The organism is Micromonospora sp. NPDC049060 (assembly GCF_040649055.1).
Classification (GTDB): Bacteria; Actinomycetota; Actinomycetes; order Mycobacteriales; family Micromonosporaceae; genus Micromonospora; species Micromonospora reichwaldensis.
In genome coordinates, this window is record NZ_JBEZEV010000054.1 from 28,652 (window position 1) to 41,755 (window position 13,104).

12 protein-coding genes and 1 pseudogene are annotated in these 13,104 nt (G+C 73.7%); 6 read left to right on the forward strand and 7 right to left on the reverse strand.

From position 1 onward, the window contains the following. Positions 1 to 124 precede the first annotated feature (124 nt). On the reverse strand, positions 125 to 1,168 hold the full coding sequence (locus tag AB0B83_RS19510) for a recombinase family protein (RefSeq protein ID WP_357579372.1): 1,044 nt from the start codon (positions 1,166 to 1,168) through the stop codon (positions 125 to 127). A gap of 210 nt (positions 1,169 to 1,378) precedes the next feature. On the opposite strand from AB0B83_RS19510, the gene AB0B83_RS19515 reads away from it, so the two are divergent. The 3 genes and pseudogenes from AB0B83_RS19515 to AB0B83_RS19525 form a co-directional block, all read left to right on the forward strand. Continuing rightward, complete coding sequence (locus AB0B83_RS19515) at positions 1,379 to 1,870, forward strand: CPBP family intramembrane glutamic endopeptidase (protein ID WP_357579373.1); 492 nt, start codon at positions 1,379 to 1,381, stop codon at positions 1,868 to 1,870. An 82-nt stretch (positions 1,871 to 1,952) separates the two neighbouring features. Then, entirely contained in the window at positions 1,953 to 2,903 is a 951-nt protein-coding gene (locus tag AB0B83_RS19520) for a hypothetical protein (RefSeq protein WP_357579374.1), read from the forward strand. Between the two features lie 153 nt (positions 2,904 to 3,056). Then, a pseudogene (locus AB0B83_RS19525) lies at positions 3,057 to 3,797 on the forward strand (M55 family metallopeptidase); the annotation flags it as partial. 12 nt (positions 3,798 to 3,809) lie between these two features. On the opposite strand, the gene AB0B83_RS19530 reads toward AB0B83_RS19525, so the two are convergent. The 3 genes from AB0B83_RS19530 to AB0B83_RS19540 all read right to left on the reverse strand — a co-directional run bounded on the left by AB0B83_RS19530 (position 3,810) and on the right by AB0B83_RS19540 (position 5,721). After that, entirely contained in the window at positions 3,810 to 4,175 is a 366-nt protein-coding gene (locus tag AB0B83_RS19530; RefSeq protein WP_357579375.1) for a nuclear transport factor 2 family protein, read from the reverse strand. Between the two features lie 106 nt (positions 4,176 to 4,281). After that, complete coding sequence (locus tag AB0B83_RS19535) at positions 4,282 to 4,722, reverse strand: DUF6194 family protein (protein ID WP_357579376.1); 441 nt, start codon at positions 4,720 to 4,722, stop codon at positions 4,282 to 4,284. Positions 4,723 to 4,890: 168 nt separating this feature from the next. Further along, a complete protein-coding gene (locus AB0B83_RS19540) occupies positions 4,891 to 5,721 on the reverse strand; it encodes a nitroreductase/quinone reductase family protein (protein WP_357579377.1) in 831 nt (276 codons plus the stop codon). Positions 5,722 to 6,045: 324 nt separating this feature from the next. Here AB0B83_RS19540 and AB0B83_RS19545 point away from each other — a divergent pair, with 324 nt between their 5' ends. Then, the gene (locus AB0B83_RS19545; RefSeq protein WP_357579378.1) at positions 6,046 to 6,621 is read left to right on the forward strand and encodes a maleylpyruvate isomerase N-terminal domain-containing protein; all 576 of its coding nucleotides are present in this window, start codon (positions 6,046 to 6,048) and stop codon (positions 6,619 to 6,621) included. A gap of 7 nt (positions 6,622 to 6,628) precedes the next feature. Here AB0B83_RS19545 and AB0B83_RS19550 read toward each other — a convergent pair whose 3' ends face one another. Further along, a complete protein-coding gene (locus AB0B83_RS19550) occupies positions 6,629 to 7,099 on the reverse strand; it encodes a DUF1992 domain-containing protein (RefSeq protein ID WP_357579379.1) in 471 nt (156 codons plus the stop codon). A 63-nt stretch (positions 7,100 to 7,162) separates the two neighbouring features. Beyond that, complete coding sequence (locus AB0B83_RS19555; RefSeq protein ID WP_357579380.1) at positions 7,163 to 7,729, reverse strand: GNAT family N-acetyltransferase; 567 nt, start codon at positions 7,727 to 7,729, stop codon at positions 7,163 to 7,165. A 117-nt stretch (positions 7,730 to 7,846) separates the two neighbouring features. On the opposite strand from AB0B83_RS19555, the gene AB0B83_RS19560 reads away from it, so the two are divergent. Next, positions 7,847 to 8,497, forward strand: coding sequence for a LysE family translocator (locus AB0B83_RS19560; protein ID WP_151453162.1), 651 nt, complete (start codon positions 7,847 to 7,849; stop codon positions 8,495 to 8,497). A 45-nt stretch (positions 8,498 to 8,542) separates the two neighbouring features. Here AB0B83_RS19560 and AB0B83_RS19565 read toward each other — a convergent pair whose 3' ends face one another. Next, positions 8,543 to 10,576: a beta-galactosidase gene (locus AB0B83_RS19565; protein WP_357579381.1), complete on the reverse strand. Its 2,034-nt coding sequence runs from the start codon at positions 10,574 to 10,576 to the stop codon at positions 8,543 to 8,545. 161 nt (positions 10,577 to 10,737) lie between these two features. Here AB0B83_RS19565 and AB0B83_RS19570 point away from each other — a divergent pair. Further along, positions 10,738 to 13,104: TIM-barrel domain-containing protein (locus tag AB0B83_RS19570; protein WP_357579382.1), on the forward strand; the 2,367-nt coding region annotated here is incomplete at its 3' end.

Sequence of the window (13,104 nt, forward strand, 5' to 3'; positions counted from 1 at the left end):
ACCGGATCGGTGAGCCGGTACCTCTACGAGTGATCGGGGGCACCACTGGGCCGATTGGCCATAGTCGGCCCCGCGCTTGGGTAGCTGTCCCAGCACCACAAATACTTGATCTTGGTTGGGTGAGTCAGCGTGGATGTTGGGTCGCCTGGAGTCGGTCGCGCTGCGCCTCGTTGACGGCCTGGAGCACTCGGCCCGGGCGGGGGCGGACGATGCCGGCCGGTGGGTCGGTACGGCTCAGCGCGGCGTACTCGGTGTTGGCCTGTTCGACGGCTTCGGGGTAGGCCAGGGTCTTGGCGTGCTCGGCGAGCGCCCGGTAGATGCTGGCGAGGCTCGGCGGGTGTCCCTTGCGTTTGCCGGTGGGGATGATCAGGTCTGGCTGGATGGCCTCGACGGTCTCGCCGGCGGCTTTGCGGCGCAGGACGGTGTGCAGCATGTCGGTGGTGATGACGGCGGGCCGGCCGCCGTGCTTGCCCTTGCGGGCGGCGGTATCGAGCCCTTCCAGGGTGGCCTCGCGAATGTTCTCGCGTTCGGTCTCGGCCATCGCGGCGAAGAACCCGAACAGGATCCGGCCCGGCCCGGTCGGGTCGTAGATCCCGGGCAGGGGCCCGGCGAGCATCTCCAGGACCAGGCCGTGTGCGGTCAGGTGATCGGCGAGGGCGGTGAGCTCGGCGGCGTCGCGGCCGAGGCGCTTCATCTCGTACACGGTCAGGATGACCCGGCAGTGCGGAGCGTGGGCCTTGATCTGCCGGGCAAGCGCCAGGGCTGCCTCGAACTGCGGCCGCACCCGGACCCGGGTGCTGATCTTCTCGGAGAACACCTTGTCCCGTTCGATGCCGTGGGCAGCGAGCGCGTCGAGTTGCGACTGGAGTTCCTGCGTCAGGGTGCTGCATCGGGCGTACCCGATCCGGATGTCGGCGGTGGCGGTGTCCGGGGCGAGTGGCGCCGGGGGCGGGGTGCCGGGCCGCCAGGGCTGGCCGGGGCCCCGGTCGGCCGGAGTGGGTACCCGCAGCTCCTTGCTGAGCCGGCCGACCTTGGTGAACCGTCCGGTGTGATACGTCCCGGTGACCGCCCCGGCGCGGGAGCGGCACGGCGATCCGGGTTGGGCTTGGCAGCGGGGGCATGGATGGCGTTCGACGTCGTCGGCGTCGCGGTTCTGGGGGTCGGTCACGCTCGGATGCTCTCACAAACATTTATCAGAACCGGTGTGCCGCACTGATTGCGTGAGAACGAGTTGTGAGAGCGAATCCGGCCCGGTTCGGGCCTGGTCGGCCCTTCGACGGCCCGACTCTGGGAATGGACCGTTTATGAGAACTCGAAGCGTGGGCGGCCGGGCCCGCGCCGAGCCCATGCGCCGGGCCTAGCGTGACTTTTCGTTCCGATGCTTCCCGAGGGCCGGAGCGGCCAGGAGATCGCGCTGATCGCTCTGCTCGGTCTGTGCGTCGGCGTCGCGGAAGAGCTGGCCACCCGCGGACTCGCCGTCAAGATGTTGCGCGACGCCGGACACGGCGAACGCTTCGTCGCGATCGTGTCGTCTCTGCTGTTCGCCCTCATGCACTCGGTCAATCTGCTCTCCGGCATGCGGGTCTCGACCGTCGCGAGCACGATCGTCTACACCTTCTGCTTCGGCATCTGCATGTACCTGGTCATGCGCGTGACCGGCACGATCTGGGCCGCCATCATCCTGCACGGCATCACCGACCCGACGACGATCCTGTCCAGCGGTGGCATCGACCGGGCCGTCAACGCCGGCGGAACGGACGGCTGGTCGGCGCTCACGAGCCTCGCCACGATCGGGTTCATGCTGTTCGCCGTCGTCGCCATGTTCCTCATCCGCGGCAACGCGACCGTCAAGCCGACGATCAACGCCTGAACAGGCACCACGCGGTGTGGGACGCCGCCCCTGAAGCACGCCGCCACGCCTGGTCGACGTACCGCCTGGCTACCATGCGGCCATGATCGACGAACTGGTCCGGGCGGCCGGAGCCGGCGACGACGCCGCGCTCGAGGAACTGAACGAGATCGCCGCCGCCGAGCCGGCACGCCTCACCGGACACCTGAGCCTGCTGCTCGACGCGGGCGTGCTGTGGCCGCCGACCTTGTACCGCGGCGCGACCGGAGACGTGGTCCGCCGGCTCATCGACGACGTCGACGCCGGCCAGTCCCCTCTCCGGCTCAACCATCTGTTGCGGATCCTCGCGCACACCTCCGACCCCCGCGCCGAGCAGGCCCTGCGGCGGTGGCAGGAGCAGCCGCCGGCCGGCGCGGACAAACTGCACGTGGGACCGCTGGCCTATGCCCGCGACGCCGGTTGGACGGTCGCCACCGACGGCAGCCGCCGGGATCTGTGCGCCGCTTCGGCGTACCGAATGGTGATGAACGAGGTGCCACGGCCCGCCGGCGACCCCACCTGTCCGTGGTGCGCCTCCCCGCTGTGGACCATCGCCGACCTCGACACCGACGTCGCCGAGGTGGGTGAGGTCCTGGCCCACACCGGCTGGGCCGGCCGGCTGAGGATCGTGACCTGCCACCTCTGCGCCTGCTACACCACGCTGTACTGCCAGGTCACGCCCGACGGCGACGCCGTCTGGTGGGAGGGCAACAGCCGCCCGGACTACGCGCCGGCCACCACGCAGCCGGAGGACCCGCCGGCCGTGCTTCCGGCCGTCGGCCCACGCCGGGCCACGCCGTTCGAGGCCAGCGCGTGGAACGAGGGCGGCTCCGCCCTGGGCGGCCATCCCGACTGGATCCAGGACGCCGAACACGTCGACTGCCCCGCCTGCCGGCAGCCGATGGACTATCTCGGCCTGATCGGCGGAGCCGACGTGGACTTCGGTGAGGGCGCCTACTACCTGCACCTGCACGCGCCCTGCGGCGTCGCGGCGGTCAACTACCAGCAGAGCTGACCACCGCGCGCTCGCGTGCCCCCTGCGGCCCGGCCGGCGTCGGTACGGTGAGGCGATGACGACGCGACCCACGGTGCTGATCTTGGCCGACATGGAGGGAATCTCGGGGATCGTCCACCCGACGGAGACCAACCCGGGTGGCTACACTACGAGCGCTCTCGCAGGCTGATGACGGCCGAGGTGAACGCGGCCATCCTTGGCGTGCTCGACGCGGAGCCGGACACGGACGTGCTGGTGGCGGACGCGCACGGGCCCTTCCGCAACCTCCTGCCCGAGGAACTCGACCGCCGGGCGCGACTCGTCCGCGGCAAGCCCCGCCCCCTGAGCATGGTCGCCGGGCTCGAGATGGGCGCCGACGCGCTGCTGCTCGTCGGGTACCACGCGCGCGCCGGTGCGGGGCCGGCGGTGCTGGCCCACACCATGAGCGACGCGGTGCTCGACGTACGCCTCGACGGGCGGCCGACGGGCGAGATCGGCATCAACGCCGCCGTGGCGGGGCACTTCGGCGTGCCCGTGGTGCTGCTCAGCGGTGACGACGTCGCGTGCGCCGAGCTGCGCGACCTGGTTCCCGACGCGGTGACCGTCGAGGTCAAGCGCGCGCTGGGCCAGGCGGCGGCGGTGACGCTGCACCCCGCGGAGGCACAGGAGCGCCTTCGACGGGCAGCCGCCACGGCGGTGGGCCGACGCGCCGAGGTGGCGCCGCTGACCCTCGCCGGGCCCGTCGGCGTCGAGGTCGACCTGTACAGCCCGACGACCGTGGACCAGGCGACGCTGGTGCCTGGCTTCACCCGCGCGCCCGGCGCGCGTACGGTGACGTTCACCGGCCGGGACATGGTCGAGGTCTACCGGGGGGTGCAGCTGCTCGTGCAGCTCGGCCAGGTCAAGCCCGGCTGACCCCTTCGCCCGTCAGCGGTGGTCGTTCTCCTTCAGCTCGATGACCCACGCGCGGCGCTCGGCGATCTTGCCGTCGCGCATGACGAACACCTCCGCCATCGACATGCGCATCTCCTCGCCGGTGTCGCGCCGCACCGAGCCGACCAGCTCCGCCATCACGGTGTCGCCCTGCTCCACCATGCGGACGACCTCCAACCGGGGCGGCGGCACGAAGCCCGGCCCCTCGATCGCGGCGTCGTAGGCCTCCTTGCCCTTCAGGTGGAAGGCGCCGAACACGGTCCACTCGATGTCGTCGGTGAGGCAGGACAGGATCTGCGCGTGGTCGTTCTTCCGGAAGCCGTCCAGGTAGGTCTCGACGGTCTGCGTGTTACGCGACATCGCGCGGTGTCCCCTCGTCTCGGCGAGCCTGCCCGACGGCAGACCTGCCGAAAGTAACCCCGGGGTGTGACGGCCGGTGCGTGGGACGCGCCGGCCACCACGAATCTCAGGACGAGCCCCGCCGGGACCGGTGGTTGGCGTGCTTGCGGGCCGCGAAGTCGTACGCCTCGGCCAGCAGCTGCCGCACCGTGTCCACGCTCGCCTCGCCGGGGTTCACGACACACACCCAGTGCTGCGGGGCGTAGACCGGATGCGGCAGCACGGTGTCCGGCACGGTGTGGTCGACGTGCGGCCCGTGCCCCTGCGGAAACAGCGCCCCGTACGCCGAGCGGGTCAGCCCGACGTTGAGCCGCCACGCACCCGGCCTGCCCAGGTCGGAGGCGTCGTCGTAGTGGTCGCCGGTCACGATCGTCGCGAAGGGCAGCTGTCGCTCGGCGGGCAGGTCCCGGCCGGGGTCGTAGATGTAGAAGGTGTCCCCGTTCGCCTCCAGGGCGTGCACCCCGTCGAAGGTCTCGCGGATGTACCGCTTCATGTCACCAACGTCCATGCCTCAAGTTTTTCATTGGAATGCTTGTTGAGGCTTACACCGGTTTTCGGCCGCCCGTAGGCGGTGAACCCTCAAATCCGGGCACAACCCCGGTCCTACGCACCCACGACGAGCGGAGCGGACTCCGCCCCGCGACCGGGGCCGGCCGCGGGGCGGAGTCGCCTGCCGTCAGCCGGGGCCGTCGAGGACGGGAATGAGCTGCTCCTCCTCGTACGTCAGATGGGCCTCCAGCTCGGTGCTGAGACGCTCGACCTCCCGGCGGGCCTCGTCGGGGTCGGCGTCGGGGTCGCCGACGACCTGCTGGAGGCGTGCGACGAGGGCCGCGATGCGACCGTGCTCCTCGCGCAGCCGTGCCAGCGCCGGGGCGAGGTCCGGCCGTTGCCCCTCCAGGCCGGCGAACATGCCGTCGTCCTCGTTGCGGTGGTGGTGGTGCAGGCCGTGGCAGAAGGTCAGGCAGTTCACCCGCAGCTGCGCGCCCAGGCCCGGGCCGGAGCGGGCGACCTCGTCGCGGATCAGCGCCAGCTCCCGACGGAACGCGTCGTGGACGAGTTTGAGCGCCGCGCCCCAGGACGCCGCCTCCGGCGGCCCGCCCGCCACCTGGTGCAACGCCACCACGGGAATGACCCGTGCCGTCTTCGCCTGGTACGCGGCCCAACCGGGGTCGGCCTCCACGGCCCGGGCGAAGATCTCGTCGCGTTCGGCGCCGGCCAGCACGACCGCGCGGGCCTGGTAGGTGAAGACCCCGTCCTCCACGGTGGCGAGCGGGTCGGCGAGGAGGTTGTGGTACCAGTCCGGGTGCCTCGGGCCGCCCCCGGCCGAGGCGATGACGAGGATGCGTTCGGTGTCGGGCAGGTAGCCGACAGGGGTGGTGTGCGGGGCGCCGGAACGGGCCCCGGTGGTGGTGAGCAGGATCAGCCGGGCCCCGTCGAAGGGACCCCCGACCCGGCCGTGGTTGGCGCGGAACTCGTCGATGATCTGCTGGTTGAAGTCGTTGGGCAATGCTCTGCTCTCTGCTCGGGCAGGGATGTGCGGCCACGATGGATCGCCCGCCCGGCGACCGGTGGCGGCGAGGATGCGGATACGCCGGCGGACGACCCGGCGTGGGCGGTGGGAAGCGCGCTGCGGTGGACGTGGCGTCGACACCGGCAATCGCGGGGACGGCGGGCCACGGGCCCGCCCCCGGCTCACCTGACGGCCGGGTGCCCTGTCCGCTCGTGGCCCATGGCCGACCCGGCAGTCACGGATCCGACCGTAGTGCGGGTGACGACGGCTGGCAAGCGTCATCCGGTTGCGGCAGCGAGGGCGCGGTGGCACGGTCGGCAGATGCCCGAGCTGACCGGCGTCGACGTGGACCGCGCCGTGACCGAGATGACCGCCGTCCTCGGCCCGCACACCGGGCGGGACTGGGGCGTGCCGGCCGGCGGGCTGGCCTGGAGCTGCTGGACCACCGCCGCGCACGTCGCGCACGACCTGCTGGCGTACGCCGGCCAGGTCAGCGGGCGACCCGACGACGGCTACCTGCCGTTCGACCTGGCCGTCTCCCCCGCCGCCGGCCCGGCCGAGGTGCTACGGGTCGTCGTCGCCTGCGGCGGCCTGCTGCGGGCGGCCGTCGACGCCGCCCCGCCGGAGGCGCGGGCCTGGCACTACGGGCCCTGCGATCCGGCGGGCTTCGCGGCGATGGGGGTGGCGGAGACGCTGCTGCACACCGACGACATCGCCCGCGGCCTCGGGGTGTCCTGGCAGCCGCCGCAACCACTGAGCGCCGCCGTGCTGCGGCGGCTCTTCCCGGACGCGCCCGCCGGGCCCGCGCCGCAGGTGCTGCGGTGGCTGACCGGCCGTGGTGAACTGCCCGGCCGCCCCCGGCGCACGTCCTGGTCGTGGCGGGCGGCGGTGGACTGAGCGGGGGCTACGCCACCCGGCGGCGCCAGGGCGGTCGCCAGCCCCGCCGGCGCGGCGCGGCCGCCGGTGGCGGGGCCGGGGTCGCGGCGGTGCGGGCCTTCCGCTCGGCCCGCCAGCGGCGGACCACCTCGTCGGCGTTGACCGGGCGCACCGCGACCCGGGGCCCGGTGGGCGTACGCAGCCAGGAGAGGATCTGGGCGTTGAGGTCGGCGACGAACGCGCGCACGGACTCCTCGGTCGGCAGGTCCCGCACCTCGTCGGGCACCTGTTCGATGCGGCGGCGCAGTTGCAGCGGCGTCGGCAGCAGCAGGTCGGTGGGGAGCTTCTCCCGCTCCAGGAAGCTCTTGATCCACCACGACTCGTCGTACGGCTGGCCGCGACCGGGGATCGGCTTGCCCATGCCCGGCAGGTCGTCGAACTCCCCCTGCTCCTGCGCCGCGCGGATGCGCGCCTCGACCGTCGCTTCCCAGCTGTCCACCTGCCGACACCTCCCCCGGACCCCACGGTAACGCGGCCGCCGCGTCGGGGCCGACGGAAGACGTCAGCGCCCCGCCCCGGCCGGGCATTCCCGGTCCGACCGGGCCCAGCGGGCGTGCCGGTGGCCGTCGCGGGGGAACGGCGGGCGGGCCGGCAGCACCTCCTGGAACACGTAGCCGGCCTTCTCCGCGACGCGACAGGACGCGGGGTTGTCGATCTGGTGCAACAGGTCCAACCGCCGCAGGCCGGCGAACCGGGCGAACGCCCAGTCGGTGACCGCGCTCAGGGCGTGCGGGGCGACGCCCCTGCCCCGCGCGGGCGCGGCGGTCCAGTAGCCGACCTCGGCGTCCTCGCCGCCTTCGGTGACGTTCTTGAGGACCACCTGCGCCACCAGGGTCTCGCCGACCGGGCGCGGCTCCAGCACGGCGAAGCAGAAGCGGTGGCCGTCGTCCCAGTCCCGGTGTGCCGCGGCCAGGAACCGGCGCGCCTCGGCGGTCGTGGTCACCGGCGCCCGGGTCCAGCGCAGCAGCACCGGGTCGCGGTACGCGGCGATCAGGGCGTCGGCGTCGTCGTCGCGCCAGGGACGCAGCAGGAGCTCCGGCAGGGTCGGGGTGGCGGGGGCGTGCAGCATCGGCCCAGTGTGCCGGTCGCCGTGTCGAGCGTGGGGGCGCGCGGCACGCCGGCACGGGTCGGTGGCGCGGCGGCGTACGGCGTAGGGTCGGCGCGAGCATCGGCAACGGGGGGAACCATGGTCGGTACGGGTGCACTGGTGGGCATCGCGCTGGTGGCGCTGGGGATGGTGTTGACCCCCGGGCCGAACATGGTCTATCTGGTGTCCCGGTCGGTGACGCAGGGCCGGCGGGCGGGGCTGGTGTCGCTGCTGGGCGTCGCCGCCGGTTTCGGCATCTACCTGGCCGCTGCGGTCGCCGGCATCGCCACGGTGTTCGTGCTGGTGCCCGCCCTGTACACGGCGGTCAAGCTGGCCGGCGCGGCGTACCTGCTGTGGCTGGCCTGGCAGGCGCTGCGGCCGGGCGGGCAGTCGCCGTTCGCCCCGGCGCCGCTGCCGCCGGACCCGGCCCGGCGGCTGTTCACCATGGGCCTGGTCACCAACCTGCTGAACCCCAAGATCGCGATCCTCTACGTGTCGCTGCTGCCGCAGTTCATCGACCCGGCCCGTGGCCACGTGGCGGCGCAGAGCCTGCTGCTGGGGCTGACCCAGATCGCGGTGGCGCTGACGGTGAACGCGCTGATCGTGCTCAGCGCCGGCGCGCTCGCCGGGTTCTTCGCCCGCCGGCCGCTGTGGCTGCGGGTGCAGCGACTCGTGATGGGCACGGTGCTGGCGGGGCTGGCGGTGCGGATCGCCGCCGACCGGTCCCGCGCCGCCGTCGCCATGCCCTGACCCCGAAACCCAACCCCTGGCCAGCGAGCCCACCCCGACAGAGCGCTACGCCGGGCGGACGGCGGCGGCGGTCTCCCGGAGCACGGCCGCGCCCCCGGCGGGCAGGTGCACCTCCGTGGCGGCCGTCGCGCCGGTGAGCAGGTCGACCCCGGCCGCCGGCACCCGCTGCGGCCGGTCGGTGTGGTTGAGCAGGAACAGCCAGCTCGCCCCGGCGGCGCGTCGGCGGACCGCCTCGACCCCGGCCGGCGCCGCCGGGCAGACGGGTGTCGCGCCGGCCGCCCGCGCGGCCCCCGTCACCAGTCGACGGTAGGTGGCGTCGTCGGGTCGGGTGGACACGTACCAGGCCGTGCCGGCGCCGCTGCGGTGGCGGGTGACCGCCGGCAGCCCCGCGAGCGGGCCACCCGCGTACGAGGCCACCGGCTCCGCGCCGGCGAGGCGGACCGTCTCGGCCCAGAGGCGACCGGTCCCGGCGTCGGACAGGGGCACCGTCTGGCCGTCGGCGAGGGGATGCAACTCCTCGACCCGTACGCCCAGCACGTCGCGCAACGCCCCGGGGTGACCGCCGAGCCGGACGCGGGCGTGCTCGTCGGCGACCCCGCTGAGCCACGTCACCAGCAGGTGACCGCCGCCGTCGACGTACCCGCCCACCCAGTCGGCGGTGGCGTCGGAGGCCAGGTAGAGGGCGGGCAGCACCAGCAACCGGTACCCGTCGAGCCGGTCGCCGGGCAGCACGATGTCGGTGCCGAAGCCGGCGCCCCACAGCGCCCGGTGCGCCGCCGACACCTCGTCGCGGTGGTTCAGCCGCGGCGACGGCATTCCCGGGTGGCCCAGGGCCCAGCCGCTGGCGGCGTCCCAGGCGATCGCGACGGTGGCGTCGACGGTGCCGTCGTCGACCTCCGAGATTCGCTCCAGGGCCGCGCCGAGGTCGACGGCCTCCCGGAACACGCGGGTGTCGGGGCCGGCGTGCGGCACCAGCGCGGAGTGGAAGCGTTCCGCCCCGCCGGCCGGGGCCCGCCACTGGAAGAACATCGCCCCCCGTGAGCCGCGCGCGACGTGGGAGAGGCTGTGCCGGGCCATCCGGCCGGGCTCCTTGGCGTGCATCCGCCCGCCGCTGTGGATCTGGTTGGGGGCGCTCTCCATCAGCAGCCACCGCGCCGGGCGGCCGACGTCGCCGGTGCGCCGACCGGCGCCGTGCCGCGCCCAGCCCCGGGCCAGGTCGGCGGCGAAGGCGGTCTGCTCCTCGGCGCCGCCGTCGGTGGCGTCCGGGTAGTGGTCGATCGCCACCAGGTCCACCTCGGCGGCCCAGCGGGCGTGGTCGACGGGCACCCAGTCGCCGAGGACGAAGTTGGTGGTGACGGGGATCGCCGGGTTGGCGGCGCGCAGCAGGTCGCGCTGCTCGGCGTACGCGGCGAGCAGGGTGTCCGACCAGAAGCGGCGGAAGTCCAGCAGGTGCCCCGGGTTGGCCAGGTACTGCGTGGCGCGGGGCGTGTCGACCTGCGCCCAGTCGGTGTAGTGCTGGCTCCAGAAGCTGGTGGCCCAGGCGGCGTTGAGCGCGTCGAGGTCGCCGTGCCGGTCGGCCAGCCAGCGCCGGAACGCCCGGGCGGTGTGCGCGCAGTGGCAGGTGGTGCCGTACTCGTTGTGCACGTGCCACAGCGCGAGGGCCGGGTGGTGGGCGTAGCGGTCGGCGAGGGCGGCGGCGATGCGCCGGGCGGCGGCCCGGTAGGCGGGCGCGGCGGCGCAGTAGGTGTCCCGGCTGCCGTGGTGCAGGCGTACGCCGTCGGCGGTCACCGGCAGGGCGTCGGGGTGGGCCAGCGAGAACCAGGGCGGGGGCGACGCGGTCGGGGTGGCCAGGGCGACGGAGATGCCGTTGTCGTGCAGCAGGGCCAGCACCTGGTCCAGCCAGTCGAAGGTGTACCGGCCGGGCTCCGGTTCGAGTCGCGACCAGGCGAACACGCCGACGGTGACCAGGTTGACCCGGGCGCGGCGCATGAGGGCGACGTCCTCGCGCCACACCTCGGCCGGCCACTGTTCGGGGTTGTAGTCGCCGCCGTAGCGCAGCCCCGCACCGTCACCCCACATCGCCCACCGCCAATTTTGTTGGGGAGGCGTCCAAAATATTGACGGGGTTTGCGCCTGTCAACGCCGATGATCCGCCGATCCGGTGCAGGTTGACGTTGACAGTTAGTTGAGAAGCCAAAGAAACTGGCGGGACCGCCGGAACCATCCTGGAGGAGACGCCGATGCCCTACCGACCGCCGTTGGTCCCGTACGAGACCTTCGTGGCCGACCCACCCGACCTGCCGGTGCGCGGCCCCGGCGAGGACGCGGCCGCCGTCGTCGGTCGGGCCGAGGTCGTCGCGACCGACGCGCACGGGGTGACGTTCAAGGCCGCCCTCTCCGACGGCGCGAGCATGGTGGTGCGCGTCGACGCCGCCGGTGAGGGGGTGATCCGGGTACGCCTGTCCGACGATCCGCAGGCCCGCAGCCGCTCCGCGCGGGCGCTGTCGCTGGTGCACCCTGGCAGCCACCCGGCCACCGTCACCGTCGACGAGGCCCGCGTCCGGGTCGACGCCGGCGCCGTGGTCGCCGAGATCCGGCTGGACCCGTGGCACCTGCGCTTCCTCGGCCCGAACGGTCGGCTGCTGCTGGAGCAGGACCCGGGAACCCGCGACATCAGCGGCCGGCGGCGCACCCTGCCGTTCGGCCGCTCCACCGTCGACGGCGCGCCCGTCGCCTGGCACGAGAGCTTCGTGGCGCCCGGCGACGAACGCTTCGTCGGCTTCGGCGAGAAGTTCACCCCGCTGGACAAGCGGGGCCAGCGGCCGCTGATGTGGAACTTCGACGCCTTCGGCGGCGAGTCGGACCGCTCCCACAAGAACGTGCCGTTCTACCTGTCGGACCGGGGCTACGGCGTGCTGGTCGACAGCGGGCTGCCGGTGCAGTTCGACGTCTGCCAGTCCACCCACAGCAGCGTGCAGCTCCTGGTCCCCGACGACCTGCTCGACTACTACGTGCTGGCCGGCCCGACCCCGGCGCAGGTGCTCGACCGCTTCGACCGGCTCACCGGCCGTCCTTACCTGCCGCCAAAGTGGGCGTTCGGCGCCTGGGTCTCCTCCGGCTTCTTTCCCGACTCGCAGGAGCGGGTGCTCGAGCGCGCCCGCCTGCTGCGCGAGCGCGGCATCCCCTGCGACGTGCTGCACCTGGACTGCTACTGGCAGGTCGCCGGCCGCTGGTCGGACCTGCAGTGGGACACCGAGGCCTTCCCCGACCCGACGCAGATGCTGCGGACCCTCGCGGGACAAGGCTTCCGGGTCTGCCTCTGGATGAACCCGTACCTGATGACCGACAGCCCGCTCTACGCCGCGGCGGCCGAGGCCGGCTACTTCCTGCGCCGCGCCGACGGCAGCCCGTACGTCGCCGACGTCTGGCACGGCAGCCACCCGGCGAGCGCCATCGTGGACCTCACCAACCCGGCGGCCGTCGAGTGGTTCACCGGGCTGCTGCGGCCCCTGCTGGAGCAGGGCGTGGCGGTGTTCAAGACCGACTTCGCCGAGGGCGTGCCCGTCGACGCCGTCGCCCACAACGGGATGACGGGCGTCGAGCTGCACAACGTGTACGCGCTGCTGTTCAACGACGTGGTCGCGCGGGTGACCGAGGAGGTGACCGGGCACCGCACGGTGTGGGCCCGCTCGTCGTACCTGGGCGGGCAGCGGCACAGCGCCCAGTGGAGCGGCGACGTCAACGCCACCTGGCCGGGGCTGGCCAGCACCCTGCGCGGCGGGCTGTCGCACGGGCTCTCCGGCGTGCCGTTCTGGAGTCACGACACCGGCGGCTTCCACGGCACCCCGACGCCCGAGCTGTACGTCCGGTGGACCCAGTTCGGCGCGCTGTCGCCGCTGGTCCGCCTGCACGGCACCACCAGCCGGCTGCCGTGGGACTTCCCCGCCGAGACCGAACGCGACGCGGTGGCCGCCCTGCGGCTGCGCTACCGGCTGATGCCCTACCTGTGGTCGGCGGCGGTGCGCTCGGCCGCCGACGGGGCGCCGATGATGCGCGCGCTGCTGGTCGACACCCCCGACGACCCGACCGCGTGGACCACGGACCTGCAGTACCGCCTCGGCACCGACCTGCTGGTCGCCCCCGTCACGGACCCGTCCGGGCGGCGCGACGTCTACCTGCCCGTGGGCGACGACTGGGTCGACGCCGCCACCGGCGAGCGGCACGCCGGCGGGCGGCACCTGCGGGTGCACGTGCCGCCGCACCGGCTGCCGCTCTACGTCCGCCACGGCGCGCTCGTGCCGGTGGTCGCGCCGGGCGACACGGTGGGCGACGGGCCGTTCCGCGACGTGACCCTGGTGAGCTGGGGCGGGGTCGACGCCCGCACGGTGCTGCACGACGTCGACGGCGACACGGCCGTGGCGGCCGTACGCGACGGAGACACCCTGCGCGTGGACACCGACGGGCCGCTGCGGGTGACGCACGTCAGCGTCGTCGGCGCGGACCTGCCGGCCCGCCAACCGATCGCCACCGCCGCGAGGAACACGTGCAGCACCACCCGGGCCGGGCGCGGCGGCGGGCGGCGTTCGGTCGCGGGGGCGGTCCGGTCC